Origin of the sequence: Rothia sp. SD9660Na (assembly GCF_030064065.1) — a bacterium.
GTDB lineage: Bacteria > Actinomycetota > Actinomycetes > Actinomycetales > Micrococcaceae > Rothia.
In genome coordinates, this window is record NZ_CP125946.1 from 1,131,747 (window position 1) to 1,147,482 (window position 15,736).

Below are 15,736 nucleotides of genomic sequence, written 5' to 3' on the forward strand. Positions count from 1 at the left end.
ACCACCGAACACATGTTCTAACCAACCAGGAGGCACTATGGCAACCAGACGCTCCAACGGCGAAGGCTCTGCACCCTACAAACGACCGGACGGCCGCTGGCAAGTCAAAATCCGAACCACCCAAACCACCACAGGCAAGCCTCACCGCAAAACTATCTACGGAAAAACCAGAGCCGAAGCGGTCGCAAAAGCAAAAGAATACATCCGCACCCTGGAATCAGGCGTCAAAGCAGACACCACCCGAACTACCCTGCACGAATGGTCAGAACACTGGCTCGACACCATCGCAGCCAAACGAGTGCGAGAACAAACCCTCAAAAGCTACCGCGGCTACATGGAAAGATGGGCATACCCAACCAGCACAGCGAACATGCCCCTCACCAAAATCAAGCCCCTGCACATCGAAGCCATCTACCAGCGCATGCGCGAGCACGACCTCTCAGAAAACACCGTCAACCACATGCACAAAGTCCTCTCCATCTGCTTCAAAGCAGCAGTGGACCGGGATCTGCTGGCCAAATCACCCATGGACAGAGTGCCCCTGCCCCAATTCGACGTCTATGAACCAAAAATCGCTACTCCAGCCCAGGCTCAAACCATGGTCAAGGAACTACGCAACGACGAAGAAAACGGCCTAGCCTTCACCGTCGCCTTAGCACTGGGCCCACGCCAAGGCGAGCGCCTAGCCCTCTGCTGGGATGACATCGATCTAGTCAACGGCAAGCTGCGCATCCGCCATGGCATAATATTGCGACCATGGAAACACGGCTGCGCTTCCGAAGGTGAGAGCCCTCGGTGCGGCCGCAAGCAGGGTTCATACTGCCCCCAGCGGTGGGGAGGCGGTTTCGTGATGGGCCCACCGAAGAATCGGGCAGGTGTTCGCGAGAATATTTTGCCTGAGCCCCTTATTCAGATGTTCAAAGAGCATAAGGTTAGGCAGCGTAGGCGTCAGCTTGAAGCAGGGCGCGAATGGGTTGGCGCTGTCGACGCTGAGGGTAAGAGCTGGGATTTAGTCTTTACCGACCGGCGCGGCCGTCTGGTGCGCCCAAACGATGATTGGAGGGCATGGCGGGCTTTCACCTCAAAGCATGGGCTTGAGGGCATGCGCGTGCATGATGCTAGGCATACTGCTGCGACTCTACTGCTAGCCATGGGCGTAGCGCCTCAAGTCACCATGGATATTCTTGGTTGGTCATCCCCTGAGATGCTCAGGAGGTACCAGCATGTGCTCGACGATATGCGGACTGATGCAGCTGAGAAGGTCTCAACAGCCCTTTTTGGATAAAGGGGTTCGAAATGGGGTTCAGTTTGCCTATGAATGAGGTGATTTGGCTTGTGAGAGCGCTATTTACCCAGTTGTGTATGAGGATTGGGACTTCTAAATGCCCTAGTCAGAGCTGGAAAATGGCCCCTTGTTGAACCCCTTTCTGCGGGAATGGCGAGGGGCCGTTTTTATAAAAGGAGTAGCAGGGGGCTTAGCCCCACCACCTTCTCCACACCGTTTTGTCGGGGTAGGCGCGGCGGACGTCCGCCAGGGCCTTCATGCGGGCGCGGCTAGGGCCGTCCCACAGAAGCCATTTCACAAATTCAAGGTCGAGCTTCTCGGGGCAGCCCTCGGTCATATCAGGCCGATTGGTGCCGCGGTAGGTGATCCAGTGGCGTCCTACCCTCCACAGACGCACCAGGCGGGGCGCTAACAGCACATAGATACGGTCAGCCTCAGCTAGCCGCCGTTCAAAATGCACATCGGAATAGCCGCCCTCAATCACCCAGGACTCATTTTCCTCCAGAAACTCGCCCACAAGAGTGCGTTCGTCCGTAAGGTCCCGCTCGACCCACCCCGGCAACCAGTGAACAGTATCAAGATGCAACAGCGGTACCCCGTACCCGGCAGCCAACCGTCGCGCCCAGGTGGACTTACCGGCGCCGCTCAAACCCAGAACAAGAATCTTCATACCTCCAGCATAAACACCGACCCCCCGCATTTATTCTGAAAAAGCCGCAACTAGTTGCGGGTAAAACAGAATAAATGCAGGGTGAAACCCGCGCACCCCACCAGCCCACCCCGAAAGGCAAAGCGGCCACCGGCGTCCGCGCCCCCGCTAAAGCGAGTACCCTAGATACAGACCCCACCGAGCAGAAAGAGAACCATGCCCGCGCCTATCACCAGCTACCAGCAGGCCGAGAAGATTCTGGCTGCGCAGCTGTCCATTGACCTGTGCCTGCCCGAGCAGGCTATTGATATAGCGCAGCAGCACGGCTCAACCCACCTTTCGGCGCGGCGAATTCCCCTCGACGAGATGCACCCGGCCCGCCGCCGCTACCGCGACCACTGGGAGCTACGCCTGATTAACTACCGCGGGCTCACCGTCATCTGTGCCCAGCACCCGCGCGTGCGTGAGGCCGCCGATAACCTGCTAGCTGGCGATAACGGGAACTGGGTGGGGGACTACTCCGAGCTGCGCAAACTCAACGACTACCTCACCCCCTACGCCCTGCAGATGAGCGGCACCTCCCTCTTTTTCACCCCCGGCAGGGATTTCTTTACCCGGGGTGCGGACGTCCGCCCCGGCTTCCCCGCCGAGGGCTACACGGTGCGGTGGCTGGAACCAACTGAACTGGAGCAGTATCGCGGCAACCCCGACTTCGAGAACGCACTCGGCTTTAAAGAGCTGCGCCCCGATGTGCAGGTGCTTGGTGCCTATACCGAGGGGGAGCTGGTAGCCTTAGCTGGTGCTAGTGAAGACTCCGACTGGTGCCGCCAGATTGGTATTGATGTGTTGCCCGGCCACCGCAGTAGGGGGCTGGCGTCTTACCTGGTCAAGGAGCTGTCGCAGGCTATTCTCACCGAGGGCTTCGTGCCCTTCTACGGCACCAGCCCTTCGCACATCATCAGCCAGCAAGTTGCGCTAAATGCGGGCCTGCGCCCGGCCTGGTGGGAGTTTGTCTCTACCAGCTTGAACGAAATTTCGGTGGACTAATGCTGCACCTTGACCGCGTTGACCCCGCCACCAGCGGAACCATGGCCGAGATGGTTGATTCAGCCATGGCGACCGTCCGCGCAGTGGGCAGGGGGGCGGCCCCCAGCACCTTGCGTCTCTATCGGCCCAAGCCAACGGTGGCTTTTGGGCGCAGGGACGAGCTCAACCCCCGGTTTGCGCAGGCCCGCACGGCTGCGTTAGACCGCGGGTTTGAACCCCTGGTGCGTACCGTGGGCGGGCACGCCGCCGCCTATCACTCGGGCTGCCTGGTGGTGGATCATTTCCAGAAAGCGTCGGACGCTGTCAGCGGCAATCACGAGCGCTACGGCATCTTCGGGGCCATGTTCGCAGAGGCCCTCACCAGCCTGGGCATTCCTGCCGGGGTGGGGGAGCTGCCCGGTGAGTATTGCCCCGGTGAGTATTCGGTCTGGGGCCAGTTACCCGGCGGCCAGCGGGTCAAGCTCATAGGCACGGCCCAGCGGGTTGTTGCCGGAGCCTGGTGGTTCTCGTCGGGCATTGTGGTCACAGGGGCCGATAGCCTACGCGAGGTAACAACGGACGTTTACCAGGCCCTCGGCCTACCCCTGGAACCCGCAACAGTGGGCGCAGCAGCCGACATCGAACCCCTCATCACCGTCGACGACCTTGAAGACGCCGTCATCGAAGCTTACGAAAGCGAGGGGTTCTAGTGTGCGGACGCTACGCCCTTGAACTAGCCCAGGAACACCCCCAGTACATGGCTGGGGTCGAATTCGCCGACCCCATTACCAACTACAACGTGGCACCCACCAGCACGGTCCCCATCCTGGTTGATCGGCTAGCGGCACCCACCGAGCAGGTCACAGGTGCGGACGCACCAGCCCGCGCGGGTGCGTCCGCCCACTCTGACGGCGGGCAGGGGAACTCCCCGGTTTTCACCCGAGAATTGCACTCGGCCCGCTGGGGCCTGCTGCCGGGCTGGGCGAAGGACCCCGCCTTCTCATCGCGGGCCTTCAACGCCCGCAGTGAGACGATCTTTGAAAAGCCCACCTTCCGCGAAGCCGCTGTTTCGGGGCACTGCGCTGTGCCCGTGAGCGGCTACTACGAATGGAAAACCGAAACTACCGCTGCGGGTAAACAGGTCAAGACTCCCTACTTTGTGCACCGCCCCGATGGTCGCCCCATCTACTTCGCTGGCTTGTACGAGTGGTGGAAGATTCCCGCAGAATTCGCCGGGCCAGATGGGTCTTTCGCGGGCAACCAGGGGGAGTGGCTGCTCTCCTGCTCGATCGTGACCATGGATTCGCCCGGCAACGGCGAGTTCGAACCCGGAATCATGGCTGACCTGGGCGGCGACCCCGGCTACACAAATGAGATTGAACGGCAACTGGGCCAGCTACACAACCGCCTGCCCATACCTCTTCACGTGGCAAGTGATACTGAAATAAACGAGTCAGATAGCCTCACCACCTGGCTGCGGTCCGGCCGCCCAGCCGGTTCCACTAAACCCAACACCGAGCAGAAACGGGCCTACCGCACCCAGGCGCAGGCGTCCTTGCAACTCATCCGCGAGCAGGCCTTCGCTGAAACCGCAGGCTGGGCCCTGCGCGAGGTGAGTAAGGACGTCGGCAACGTACGCAACAACGCCCCCTACCTGCTGGAGCCGGTCGAAGATTTGCTCAGTGGGTTGTGAAAAGCCTGCTTCACCTAGAGCTTCTAGATTCGAAACAGCCGAGCCCCACCCCCGCTGCTGGTGAGGGGTAGGGCTCAACTGTTTACTAGTGTACCGCTTGTCTAGAGAATATCGTCGTCTTCGGGGAACCAGCGGTTGAAATCCAGGGTCAGGTAGAGGGCTAGAGCGGCGGCGTTGTTCTCGCTGATGCGTACTGAAACCTGCTCGTAGCCGTCCTCGAACATCTGGTCGATGCTGCGGCGAATCAGCTGTTCTGCCAGGCCCTCGCGGCGGCGGGAGGCTGCGGTGAAGAGCTCATAGATGGTGGGGATGCCCTTGGGCTCGGTGACCACGCGGTGCTTGAGACAAAGGGACGCAGCGATAATGCGGTCGTGATCATCAACCACCACGGGGGACGCCTCGGCGTAGAACTCGCCGTGCTCACCCTTGAGAATGCGCTCCATCTCGGCGGTGGCGTCGGCCTGGGAGGCGAAGCGTTCGTCGTCGTAGGAGGCGAAGTAAAGCCGGGCCAGCGCTTCGGCGTCGTCGAGCTGTGCGGGGCGGGTGCTGACGGTCATGGGCTTGCGCGCCTTTGAAGTCTGCGAGATCAGAGTAATCAAGCCGCTCATGGTTGGCCTCCTTGTGGGTCGGGTATTGATTTACACTGTGATGTATAGAATACTCTGTTGGCTGATGATTGCCTACGGTTTTACCGATTATTCACCTTGTCAACGGAATATCGCGTCATAGAAAGTCTAGTTGACCGCCCCGGCGGGGCGAAACTAGGTGCTGTAACAGAAAGGACGGCCGGGGTGAAGTTTGCGCAGGTCAGGCGAGCTGGTAAGGCTCGCGCGGTGGTTGAAAGCGGCGGACGCTGGTACGAGCTAGGCCGGCCCCTGCACAAGTTTGTAGGGTCGAGTGATTTAGGGTCGATGAGCCCTGCTGAACTGGGAGCTAGGCCGGTTGAGGTGAGCCCTGAAGAGTTCATTGCCCCGCTGAACAAGGTGCAACGGGTGTTGTGTGTGGGGCTGAACTTTACGGACCACGCCGCAGAATTGGGGGCTGAGCTGCCCACCTATCCCACCATCTTCACCAAGTTCGGCAACGCCCTCGTCGGGCCGGGCGAGGCGATTGAACTGCCTGCTGAGAGTACCAAAATCGACTGGGAGGTCGAGCTCTGCGCGGTGGTAGGGCGCCGCGGCCGCCACATCGCCGAAGATCAGGTGGACGACTACCTGCTGGGCTACACCGTGCTTAACGACGTCTCTGTGCGCGACTGGCAGGGGCGTACGTCCGAATGGTTCCAGGGCAAAAACTGGGACCGTATGACTCCCTTCGGCCCGGTCATCGTCAGCCCCGACGAACTCGACATCGCGGGCGGCCTAGCCATGACCTGTACCGTCGACGGCGAAGCACGCCAGCAGGGTACCACCGCCAATATGGTCTTCACCCCGGCTCAGGTGGTTAGCTATATTTCTACTTTTATGACCTTGGAGCCGGGGGATTTGGTTGCCCTGGGCACTCCTGCCGGGGTGGGTCTTTCCCTTTGCCCCCGGCAGTGGCTGGCTGATGGCCAGGTGGTGGTGACCGCTATTGAGGGTATTGGTAGTTTGACCAATGTCTGCCGTCTGGCTACTTCTCTTGAGCGGGCTGACCTGTGAGGACGGGGTGAAAAAGGTTCCCTAGGTTCACAGGGAGTGTGAGTCTAGGGAACCTCTTGCTGGGTGACCTATTTATTTAGGCGGCGTGCTGGCAGGTGGCGCAGCTGCAGTTGGTGCAGGCGCAGTTGGCGCAGGAGTCGGAACAATCAGCGCAGGCGCAGACGTCGTGGTTGCAGGTTGCGCAGGTGCAGTCGGTGCAGGTGCAGGTTGCGCAGATGTCTGAGCAGTCCTGGCACTGGCAGGTGTTGCATTCGTCGTAGTGGCCGTTGTGTTCGCGGTGGGCGTGGCCGTCGTGTAGGTAGTCCACGTGGTCCAGGTGGATGATGGCCTGGTGGCCGCAGTCGGGGCCGTGGGTGTGGGTGTGGGCTTCTGATTCGCGGTGCAGGGTTGCGGTGGTCATGGTTTTTACTCCTTGGTATGTTGGTAGACGTCCTTGACGATGTGGCTGATGTGGTCATCGGCTAGGGCGTAGTAGGTTTTTCGCCCTTCTTGCCTGCTGGTGATGACGCTGGCCTCTCGTAGGATTTTGAGATGGTGGGAGACTAGGGGCTGTGAGACTCCCATGCAGGTGTGGATCTCGCTGACGGTGTGGGGTTCGTCCATGATGTGGCGGACGATGGCCAGCCGTAGCGGGTGGGCTAGGGCTGAGAAGAGGGCTACTGAGGGCTCTAGATCTTCTGCCCAGGGAATCTCACCGTTATTCATAAGAAGAATCTTATATAAGTTTTTATTTATGAGTCAAGTGCTTGGGGTATTCTGTACCTTGTGTCAAAACGTTCTTTGTGGTCAGCAGATAGCACCAGCATGGTGATTCACGGCGATAACCTCGCCGTGCTCAAGAACCTGCCCGCAGAGAGTTTTCAACTCATCTATATCGACCCGCCCTTTAACACCGGCAAGGTGCAGAAGCGACAAAGCATCAAGACCGTGCGGACCGAGGGCGGCAGCCGGGTCGGCTATAAGGGGCATACCTACGAGACTATTAAGGGCGATATCTACGGGTATTCTGACTCTTTTGAGAACTACTGGGAGTTCTTAGAGCCTCGTCTCATGCAGGCATGGCGTCTGCTCAAGCCCACCGGCACCCTCTACCTGCACTTGGACTACCGTGAGGTCCACTACGCCAAGGTGGTGCTCGATGCCCTCTTTGGCCGGGAGTCCTTCTTGAACGAGATCATCTGGGCCTACGATTACGGCGCTAAGTCTAAGAAGAAGTGGCCGGCTAAGCACGATAACATCCTGGTCTATGTGAAAGACCCCGAGAACTACTACTTCAATTCTGAGGCGGTTGACCGCGAGCCCTATATGGCCCCTGGCCTGGTGACCGAGGAGAAGGCTAAGGTGGGTAAGCTGCCCACGGACGTCTGGTGGCACACCATTGTCTCGCCCAGCGGCAAGGAGAAAACCGGCTACGCCACCCAGAAACCCCTGGGTATTTTGCGCCGTATTGTGCAGGCGTCGAGTGCACCCGGCGACTGGGTGCTGGACTTCTTCGGCGGCTCCGGCACGACCGGCCACGCCTGCGCCCAGCTTGACCGCAACTTCCTCATGATTGACCAGAACCCCGAGGCTATCAAGGTTATGCGCAGGCGCCTGCGGGCCCTGGAGGGGCTGGAGGTGACCTTCAAGAAGTCCCGGGCTAAGGCTTCCTTGGCCGGGGCCCAGGCCGCATCAAAGACGACAGCTGGCAGGAAAAAGTAGAAGCAGGTAGCTCATGACAGCCCCTTACCCACCCATCAAGCCCAACCCTATCTGGTTTATTTTTGCCCTGCGGCTGGTGGTGGCTGAGCTGGTGTATCTGGCCCTTCTTTACCCTTCTTTGCCCCAGCAGCTTCCGATGCGCTTTGACCTTTTGGGCCAGGCCACCGGCTGGGCTGAAAAGAGGGCCTGGGCCTGGATGCCCGGGTCTACTCTGCTCGCCGTCTTTACGCCCAGACGCAGGCTGTGGTTCCCTTCTTCGCCGGGCTGGCCCTTGCCCTGGTGTTAGCCGTGAAAGTCATTAACCTGACCGTGGTCGGGGTGCTGGGGGAGGCGTCCGTCCTTTTCGCTCCCGTGCTGGTGGTGGACTACTGCCTCTTCCTGACCGCCCGCTCCTACCTGGCCGGGAAAAAGTTTGATACTCGCGCCCTGGCAAGGGACACGAACAGGCACACCGGACGGTAAAATTAGGTTTGTTCTGCACCCTCGTACCGTGCAGATGTAACGATAGCTCACCCGTTGTAGGGGTGGGCACAAACCTAGGAGACACATTTGTCCGCTCTTTCCATTACCGTCGCAGGTGCCGCCCAGCAGATTGAAGCCGGTGCCACCGCAGCCGACCTGTTCGCTGAGGACCGTGAAATCGTCGTTGCCCGTATCAACGGCAAACTGGTTGACCTCTCTACCGAACTGACCGATGGCGATACCGTTGAGCCCGTTTCTATCCATGAGGAAGACGGCCTGAACGTGCTGCGCCACTCAGCTGCCCACGTGATGGCCCAGGCTGTGCAGGAATACCGCAAGGACGCCAAGCTCGGCATCGGCCCCTACATCACCGATGGTTTCTACTTCGACTTCGACGTCGAGGAGCCCTTCACCCCCGAGGATCTCAAGAAGATTGAGAAGAACATGGTGAAGATTATCAAGAGCGGGCAGACCTTCCGCCGCCGCGTGGTCACCCAGGCTGAGGCTGAGGCCGAGATGGCGAGCGAGCCCTACAAGCTGGAACTACTTGCGCTCTCCCAGGGCCCCGGTTCCGGTGCGGACGCTGCCGACGGCGCTTCTGTTGAGGTGGGCGAAGGTGAAATCACCATCTACGACAACGTGAACAAGAAGGGTGAGACCGTTTGGAAGGACCTCTGCCGCGGCCCTCACCTGCCCGACACCAAGCTGATTGCTAACGGCTACGCGCTGATGCGTTCCGGTGGTGCCTACTGGCGCGGTTCTGAGAAGAACCCCATGCTGCAGCGTATCTACGGCACCGCCTGGCCTTCCAAGGAAGAGCTGGTTGCTTACAAGGACCGCATTGCTGAGGCTGAGCGCCGCGACCACCGCCGTCTGGGTGAAGAGCTTGACCTCTTCTCCTTCCCCAAGACTGTTGGCCCTGGTCTGCCCGTGATTCACCCCAAGGGCGGCGTCATTCTGCGTGCTATGGAAGACTACGTGCGTGCTCGCCACATTGAAGAGGGCTTCGAGTACGTTAAGACCCCCCATATCTCGAAGGAAGATCTCTTTTACACCTCCGGCCACCTGCCCTACTACGCGGACGGCATGTTCCCGGCTATGGAGGACGAGGGCCAGGCCTACCGTCTTAAGGCCATGAACTGCCCCATGCACAACGAGATTTTCCGTTCTCGTGGCCGCTCCTACCGTGAGCTGCCCCTGCGTCTGTTCGAGTTCGGTTCGGTTTACCGCGATGAGAAGTCCGGTGTGCTGTCAGGTCTGACCCGCGTGCGCATGATTACCCAGGACGACTCCCACTCCTACGTGACCAAGGAGCAGGCACCTGCTGAGGTTGCCCACCTGCTCAAGTTCATGCTGTCCCTGCTCGAGGACTTCGGCATGACCGACTTCTACCTGGAACTTTCAACCCGCGACACCGAGGGCGATAAGAAGGATAAGTTCATCGGTACGGACGAGCAGTGGGAAGAAGCAACCGCTGTGCTGGAAAAGGTTGCCGCTGAGACCGGTCTGGAACTGGTGGCTGACCCGGGTGGCGCTGCCTTCTACGGCCCCAAGATTTCTGTTCAGGCTAAGGACGCAATTGGCCGCACCTGGCAGATGTCGACCGTGCAGTACGACTTCAACCAGCCTGCCCGCTTCGGTCTGGAGTATCAGGCATCTGACGGTACCCGCCAGGAGCCGGTCATGATTCACTCGGCTAAGTTTGGTTCATTTGAGCGTTTTATGGGCGTGCTGATTGAGCACTATGCCGGTGCTTTCCCTGCCTGGCTGGCTCCTGTTCAGGTGATTGGTGTGCCCGTTGCTGAGGCTTTCAATGATTACATGGGTGAGGTTGCTGCCAAGCTCAAGGCCCGCGGCGTGCGCGTTGAGGTGGATTACGGTACCGACCGCTTCCCCAAGAAGATTCGTACCGCGTCTAAGGAGAAGGTGCCCTTCATCCTGATTGCCGGTGGCGAGGACGCCGAGAACGGCGCGGTCTCATTCCGCTTCCGTGACGGCTCCCAGGAAAACGGCGTGCCCGTGGATGAGGCCGTGGAGAGGATTGTGAAGCATATTGAAGAGCGAGTGAATGAAGATCCGAAGTTTAGTTAAGGAAATCTTTAGCGCATGTATATAAAAAGTCTAGAGTTCAACAACTACAAAGTATATAAAAAACAGAAGTTTGATTTCCTGGACCAGGAAAGCGAAAAAAATAACTTAATAAATATATTTATTGGTGACAACGGTTCCGGAAAAAGCGCAGTGCTTGATGGCATTGCAAAATCCTTGAGTTGGTTGCCCGCAAGATTAATTTCTGTAAATAAAAATACTTCGAATCTTATTACTTCAGATGAAATTTCAAACGGGGAGAGCTCTGCTTCTATTAAAATTAAAGTAGTAGATTTAAAGATTGAGTATAAATTCAAGAAAGAATTTGAAGATGAAATTGATGAAGAGGATAACGGTCAGACTGTAATTGGGTTTGAAAACATAAAATTAGAAAGTGGCATACATAAAATAAATGAATATAAAATTAAAAATCTCGAGTGGGAGACTGCCCGGACTCGTGCCGGGCGTGTAAGAGAGTTTAGTTCAAATTACAAGCAGCTAAACAGCTATTCAAGTGATTTAAGATCTATTATTGGTGAGGCCACGAGTTTCTCATTGCCGACATTGATTTATTATGGAGCAGAAAGGAATGTTGTAAAGTCAAATCAGGTTAATCGTATTCAAAACAATAATCCGATAATTGAATACAGAGATTCACTTAATGGAACTAGTAATTTTAGGCAGTTCTTCGGTTGGTTTGAAGAGCTAGAAAACATCGAAAACCAAAGATTCCGTAAGGTCGTAACCCAGCATATCGAAGACCATGCTCAATTGAGCGATGGGGTTATTTTTGATTTTTCAGAAGACATAAGGCTTAAAGTTGTTAGGTCAGCTGTATCGAGCTTTTTAAATAATATCACAGAGATAAGAATTGATCGCGAATCAAGTGAGAGATTTAAGGTAAAAAAGGATAACCAAGAGTTTACTTTTGGACAACTATCTCAAGGAGAAAAGAATCTCTTATCATTAGTGGGTGATATTGCTCGTACTTTATGTATTATGAATCCAGAGAGTGATGATCCTCTAAGCTGTCCGGGAATTGTATTGATTGATGAAATTGACCTACATCTGCATCCAAAATGGCAAGCGGATATAATTGGTAAGCTTCAAAGCACATTTAAAAATTGTCAATTTTTTCTTACTACACACTCTCCACTCGTGCTTTCAAGTGCTAATAAAGCGAATGTTTTTAGGGTGGATTCAGGTAAATGTGAAAAATTAGAATTCAATTTATTTGGGGAGAGTGTTTCACATTTACTTAAAACAACTATGGGGACGCCTGAGAGAGATAGATCAGTTGATTTATTAATAAATGATATTTATGCTAGTCTCGATGAAAATGATTTTTCTGCCGCAAGAAATTTTTTGGAGAACTTGGAACAGAGAATAAATAGAGAATCATCAATTATATCCCAGCTTGCTTCAAGGATTTCGATGGAAGAATTTTTTTCTAAAAATGCCCAAAAAAATAACTAAAGAAACTCGCAAAGATATTGATAATGATTTAAGGTCCTATTCACGTTACGACGAAGTACCTGGGGATCTTAAGGAAAAAATAAAGAAGTACTGCTTGGAGGAGCAAGAGGGACTTTGTGTGTACTGCTATCGAAAGATCAGTATTTCTGGGTCTAGCATTGAACATGTAGTCCCAAGAAGTAAGGATTCGAGTCTTCAAACCTCCTACCTCAATATGACTGCAAGTTGTAAAGATAGGCAAACTTGTAATGCGAGGCGCGGGAATCGTGATTTGCCTTCTAATCCGTTTGAAGATGATTGGGCTTGCGTAGAATTAAAGTATTCAGGTGAATTTATTTTTCAAAATAGTTCAGTTGAAGAATCGTTTAATATTTTAAATGTAGGCAATTTGAATAAATCTCTTGTTGCAGATAGAAGTGATTTTATTAACAATCAATTAAATGTCCTTTCTGGGTATTTAGAATACATGAAAAATCAACCACAATCTATTTCAGATGTGACAAAATTTCTATACAGGGATACCGTAAGCGGCACATATTTAAACTACGGACCGTTTGTTGAAGAATTAATTTTAAAGAAAATTAATGGGATTTGATGGAGGATGTTTACTATTTCCACTTAATTGCCAGAGGTAACCAGCTCTTGCATGGTTGAAAAACCGACTATGTAAATTGCAGGTCGGAACCCCTGGGTGTATAGGGTGCTTCATTTAGGAATAACTGGACAGTTTCGTGGCCAATGTAGGTTAACTAATCTTTTCGTATTTCTTGGTAATCTGACACTTCTCATGCTGTGTTCAAAACACTATGGCAAGGCGATTTCCTCGTTAATATTCAAAACAAAATTGGCCGCCTAAAGCCGTGTCAGGTCAAGCAAGTGTTCCAAGCTATCTATAGATTCAAAGGATAGGCCAATGATTGAGCATGACACCTTGGTGAGTCGCATGGTTGCCACAGGGCCAAGAATACGTTGCAATCGTCCTTGAGATACCTTCCCTCTCATGGTTGGAGCTTGGTGAGTTAAAAGCCCCTGCTGGAATTGAAAACCTGGTTGCTCAGGTAGCCCAAGACATGCAGACCAGCAATGAAGAGATTTCTCAGGCCTTCGTAGATAGAACTTGATTTGGCAGGCAGTCCTGCTCACTTTGAAATAAATAAGTCTACTTGGTAAAATTGTGGGTGCAAGTAGCTCTCAATGAGGAGGAACCATGAAGGACATTTACGCCCAGAAAAGTCCAGCCAAGGTTAGCCTGAATGTGGTGCCCTGCCTAGTCTTTGCGCTTCTTTCTGCTTCATCTGCTATGGAGCGCTCGGGGTTCTTTGGGGTGCTGCTTTGGGTAGGCACTCTCTTCTTTGCCAGCGCTGCGATCGGACTAGCAATCTACCTAGCCACCGGTCGTAAGGCCCTCGCCATCACAGCAGAAGGAATCCTGAACAGAACGACTATCTCAGCAAGGTCATCAGCTCTCATCCCCTGGGAAGCTGTTGGTGGAGTCTCCAACGAGCTAGGCGGAATCAAGATTCACCCCAGCTCTCATGCAGACGCAGAACATTACATAACCCCGCGGAACCAGTCCATTATGACCCAGCACCTCACGCTACCTTCAGGGATGAAAAAGCGCGATCTCATTCAAGCTATCGAGGACTATCGGGATTCCGCGCATGGTGAAACCAAAGTTGCTGCCATAGATACCAGCCGATAGGTCTCAATAGAACCTCTAAACCGACCATATCCAAAAACGTCGATATGCTGAGCACGGAAGAAACCCTCCGCATCCCCAAGAAGCTCGGCATGAGCCTCCTGATTGGCGTGGGCTGGATAGCGGTGGGCGTGTAGTTCCTCCACAACCCGCCGGACTGGAGATACCACCGCACCCTGGCAACCGGAGTGGGGTGTATAGTCGCTGGAATCTTAACCTTTATCAACTACTACCGGCGCAGATACGCCCTCATTCTCACACCCGAAGGGTTTTATAACCACTCAACAGTCCTCGACCACGGCAACCACCTGATTCTGTGGAGCGTCATCGGAGACATCACCGCCAATCAGCAGGGCAAAGAAATCAGGGCAGTTATTGCCGATACCCACGCCTATAACTGGACCCTCACCGGAATCCGCGCATTCACCAGGGTTACCCATGAAGGCGCAGCAAACTCAACCATCGTTATCTCAACCATGGCCATGAAACTACCAGAAGGTACGAACATAGAAGACCTGGCAGCAGTGATGAGAGACTACCGCGACAAAGCCCTGACCAACTAAACTGGTACTTGTGAAAGCCACACCCGAAACCCTCAAACTGCGGAGCCTTGTTGAAGAGCACCGAGCTGAAATAGATCAAGTATTTGAACAGTACGGTGCAAGTAACCCGCGACTTTTTGGGTCTGTGGCACGTGGGGATGCAGACGAAACGAGCGATATCGATATTATGGTGGACCTGCATGAACCAGACCGTAGAAGACTCATGCGATTAGCGGGAATGTCGCAGACGCTCCGTGAAATTCTCAACGTTTCTGTTGATGTAGTAACACCCAGTATTCTCAAGAACAAGGTATCTGACTTCGCTCTCAAAGAGGCGGTTGCGCTATGAGCCGTCCGATAGAACTTAGACAACCTTTTAACGTGAAGGCAGTCGAAGAACAAAATTAGATTCGATTTTCTACGCCACATTTACCGGCCGAGTGAAAACCTCCACCGTTGAAACCACATCACCTTGGGTAAAGTCCTTAACTTCGCCACTGGGTATGTAGCCTAGGGCTCGCCAGAAAGGTTCGGCGACCTCGGCGTTAGTTGCCACAATCCCCAAACGTAAGGTGCTGATATGTGGGTGCTGCCGAACCGCACCCAAATAGGCGTCGTGTAGGGCCCGGCCCACCCCGCGTCCTTGCGCCTGCCCATCAACTAGGGCAAGGGCTACATGGGCAAACTCCTCACTGGGGAAACCCAACACAGCAATCAAAACCCCAACCAGGCGTCCGCCCTCAAAGGCCCCCAACAGCACAGGGGAGTGGGATAAACCGGGTGGGAAGACCGTCAGGTTTTCCAGCGCAGAGCCAGGTTGAGCGGGGCGGCCAGAAATCCGTAGGAAGTAATCAGGGTTCTGGTCATAGAGTGCCTGGACCACATCAGCCTGGGTGGGCGCGAGCGCCCCAACCTGAATCATGCGGCTCCCGCCACCAGTCGCTCAATAAACTTGACCGCATTATCGCGGGTGCGAGCTATGCGCTCTTCGAGGGACAGTGTCTCGTCCATCTGGCGAATACCCGCCGGCTTTTTCTTGCCGCGCACATAGTCGGTGCAGGCCAGGTTGGAGCACAGGTAGGTGCCGATGGTGTTGCCGCGTCGCCCCGACTCGCCCGGCCGGGCCGCCGTATACAGCGAGATCCCCGACCCCGGGTGCAGGGTCAGGCAGAACTGGCACATCTGAGCGGCCTTACTCTGGGCCTTAGACTTCTGCAACAACACGCCATGCACCTGCCCCTCATGTTCCACGACCAGGCAACCCTTGAGCGGGCTTTTCGGGTCGAGCCAGGATAGGAAAATTAGGTCGTCCCAGTTCTGTTCCTTGAGGCTGGGTAGGTTGAGGCGTTTAGTCTCGCCCTTAGAGCAGTTAATAAAAGATGAGCGGACGGCAGCTTCGGTCAGTTCTTGCATGCCTGCAAGTTTACCCCCTGATGCGGGAATACTCAGGCCCACAATCCGGTTGAAGCGGGTGC

The 15,736-nt window shown here is 55.0% G+C and carries 20 protein-coding genes; 14 read left to right on the forward strand and 6 right to left on the reverse strand.

Going from position 1 to position 15,736, the window contains the following annotated elements:
• The first annotated feature begins 37 nt into the window (after positions 1–37).
• Positions 38–1,285 (forward strand): tyrosine-type recombinase/integrase, encoded by a 1,248-nt coding sequence (locus tag QM007_RS05530; RefSeq protein WP_283490913.1) that lies wholly within the window; start codon positions 38–40, stop codon positions 1,283–1,285.
• A 190-nt stretch (positions 1,286–1,475) separates the two neighbouring features.
• On the opposite strand, the gene QM007_RS05535 is transcribed toward QM007_RS05530, so the two are convergent.
• Positions 1,476–1,955, reverse strand: a complete 480-nt coding sequence (locus QM007_RS05535) for an AAA family ATPase (RefSeq protein WP_283490914.1) — start codon at positions 1,953–1,955, stop codon at positions 1,476–1,478.
• Between the two features lie 195 nt (positions 1,956–2,150).
• Between QM007_RS05535 and QM007_RS05540 the strand changes: the two genes are divergently transcribed.
• Genes QM007_RS05540 through QM007_RS05550 form a run of 3 tightly spaced genes read left to right on the forward strand, consistent with a single transcriptional unit; the run spans position 2,151 to position 4,653 of the window.
• Positions 2,151–2,981, forward strand: coding sequence for a GNAT family N-acetyltransferase (locus QM007_RS05540; RefSeq protein WP_283490915.1), 831 nt, complete (start codon positions 2,151–2,153; stop codon positions 2,979–2,981).
• A complete protein-coding gene (locus QM007_RS05545; RefSeq protein ID WP_283490916.1) occupies positions 2,981–3,670 on the forward strand; it encodes a lipoate--protein ligase family protein in 690 nt (229 codons plus the stop codon). The genes QM007_RS05540 and QM007_RS05545 overlap by 1 nt, the downstream gene beginning before the upstream one ends.
• The gene (locus QM007_RS05550; protein WP_283490917.1) at positions 3,670–4,653 is read left to right on the forward strand and encodes an SOS response-associated peptidase; all 984 of its coding nucleotides are present in this window, start codon (positions 3,670–3,672) and stop codon (positions 4,651–4,653) included. Before QM007_RS05545 ends, QM007_RS05550 begins: the two co-directional genes overlap by 1 nt.
• A gap of 101 nt (positions 4,654–4,754) precedes the next feature.
• Here the strand turns inward: QM007_RS05550 and QM007_RS05555 are convergent, their stop codons facing one another.
• On the reverse strand, positions 4,755–5,261 hold the full coding sequence (locus QM007_RS05555; protein WP_283490918.1) for a GNAT family N-acetyltransferase: 507 nt from the start codon (positions 5,259–5,261) through the stop codon (positions 4,755–4,757).
• 183 nt (positions 5,262–5,444) lie between these two features.
• Between QM007_RS05555 and QM007_RS05560 the strand changes: the two genes are divergently transcribed.
• On the forward strand, positions 5,445–6,293 hold the full coding sequence (locus tag QM007_RS05560) for a fumarylacetoacetate hydrolase family protein (protein WP_283490919.1): 849 nt from the start codon (positions 5,445–5,447) through the stop codon (positions 6,291–6,293).
• Positions 6,294–6,369: 76 nt separating this feature from the next.
• Here the strand turns inward: QM007_RS05560 and QM007_RS05565 are convergent, their stop codons facing one another.
• Both QM007_RS05565 and QM007_RS05570 read right to left on the reverse strand, forming a co-directional pair.
• A complete protein-coding gene (locus QM007_RS05565; protein WP_283490920.1) occupies positions 6,370–6,693 on the reverse strand; it encodes a hypothetical protein in 324 nt (107 codons plus the stop codon).
• Positions 6,694–6,698: 5 nt separating this feature from the next.
• Positions 6,699–6,998, reverse strand: a complete 300-nt coding sequence (locus QM007_RS05570) for an ArsR/SmtB family transcription factor (protein WP_283490921.1) — start codon at positions 6,996–6,998, stop codon at positions 6,699–6,701.
• Positions 6,999–7,097: 99 nt separating this feature from the next.
• On the opposite strand from QM007_RS05570, the gene QM007_RS05575 reads away from it, so the two are divergent.
• The 9 genes from QM007_RS05575 (at position 7,098) to QM007_RS05610 (ending at position 14,610) form a co-directional block, all read left to right on the forward strand.
• Positions 7,098–7,994 (forward strand): DNA-methyltransferase, encoded by an 897-nt coding sequence (locus tag QM007_RS05575; protein WP_283490922.1) that lies wholly within the window; start codon positions 7,098–7,100, stop codon positions 7,992–7,994.
• Positions 7,995–8,007: 13 nt separating this feature from the next.
• Entirely contained in the window at positions 8,008–8,280 is a 273-nt protein-coding gene (locus tag QM007_RS11140) for a DUF1648 domain-containing protein (RefSeq protein WP_502949084.1), read from the forward strand.
• A complete protein-coding gene (locus QM007_RS05580; RefSeq protein ID WP_283490923.1) occupies positions 8,238–8,456 on the forward strand; it encodes a hypothetical protein in 219 nt (72 codons plus the stop codon). The genes QM007_RS11140 and QM007_RS05580 overlap by 43 nt, the downstream gene beginning before the upstream one ends.
• Before the next feature lie 87 nt (positions 8,457–8,543).
• The gene (gene thrS, locus QM007_RS05585) at positions 8,544–10,547 is read left to right on the forward strand and encodes a threonine--tRNA ligase (protein WP_283490924.1); all 2,004 of its coding nucleotides are present in this window, start codon (positions 8,544–8,546) and stop codon (positions 10,545–10,547) included.
• Between the two features lie 15 nt (positions 10,548–10,562).
• On the forward strand, positions 10,563–12,020 hold the full coding sequence (locus tag QM007_RS05590) for an AAA family ATPase (protein ID WP_283490925.1): 1,458 nt from the start codon (positions 10,563–10,565) through the stop codon (positions 12,018–12,020).
• Positions 12,001–12,615 (forward strand): HNH endonuclease, encoded by a 615-nt coding sequence (locus tag QM007_RS05595; RefSeq protein ID WP_283490926.1) that lies wholly within the window; start codon positions 12,001–12,003, stop codon positions 12,613–12,615. The genes QM007_RS05590 and QM007_RS05595 overlap by 20 nt, the downstream gene beginning before the upstream one ends.
• A gap of 612 nt (positions 12,616–13,227) precedes the next feature.
• Positions 13,228–13,722, forward strand: a complete 495-nt coding sequence (locus tag QM007_RS05600) for a hypothetical protein (protein WP_283490927.1) — start codon at positions 13,228–13,230, stop codon at positions 13,720–13,722.
• Between the two features lie 185 nt (positions 13,723–13,907).
• Positions 13,908–14,282, forward strand: coding sequence for a hypothetical protein (locus tag QM007_RS05605; protein WP_283490928.1), 375 nt, complete (start codon positions 13,908–13,910; stop codon positions 14,280–14,282).
• Positions 14,283–14,292: 10 nt separating this feature from the next.
• Entirely contained in the window at positions 14,293–14,610 is a 318-nt protein-coding gene (locus QM007_RS05610; protein WP_283490929.1) for a nucleotidyltransferase family protein, read from the forward strand.
• Positions 14,611–14,679: 69 nt separating this feature from the next.
• On the opposite strand, the gene QM007_RS05615 is transcribed toward QM007_RS05610, so the two are convergent.
• A complete protein-coding gene (locus tag QM007_RS05615) occupies positions 14,680–15,183 on the reverse strand; it encodes a GNAT family N-acetyltransferase (protein WP_283490930.1) in 504 nt (167 codons plus the stop codon).
• Positions 15,180–15,674 carry an FBP domain-containing protein gene (locus tag QM007_RS05620; protein ID WP_283490931.1) on the reverse strand — a complete coding sequence of 165 codons (495 nt, stop codon included), beginning with the start codon at positions 15,672–15,674 and terminating at the stop codon, positions 15,180–15,182. Before QM007_RS05620 ends, QM007_RS05615 begins: the two co-directional genes overlap by 4 nt.
• Positions 15,675–15,736: the final 62 nt, after the last annotated feature.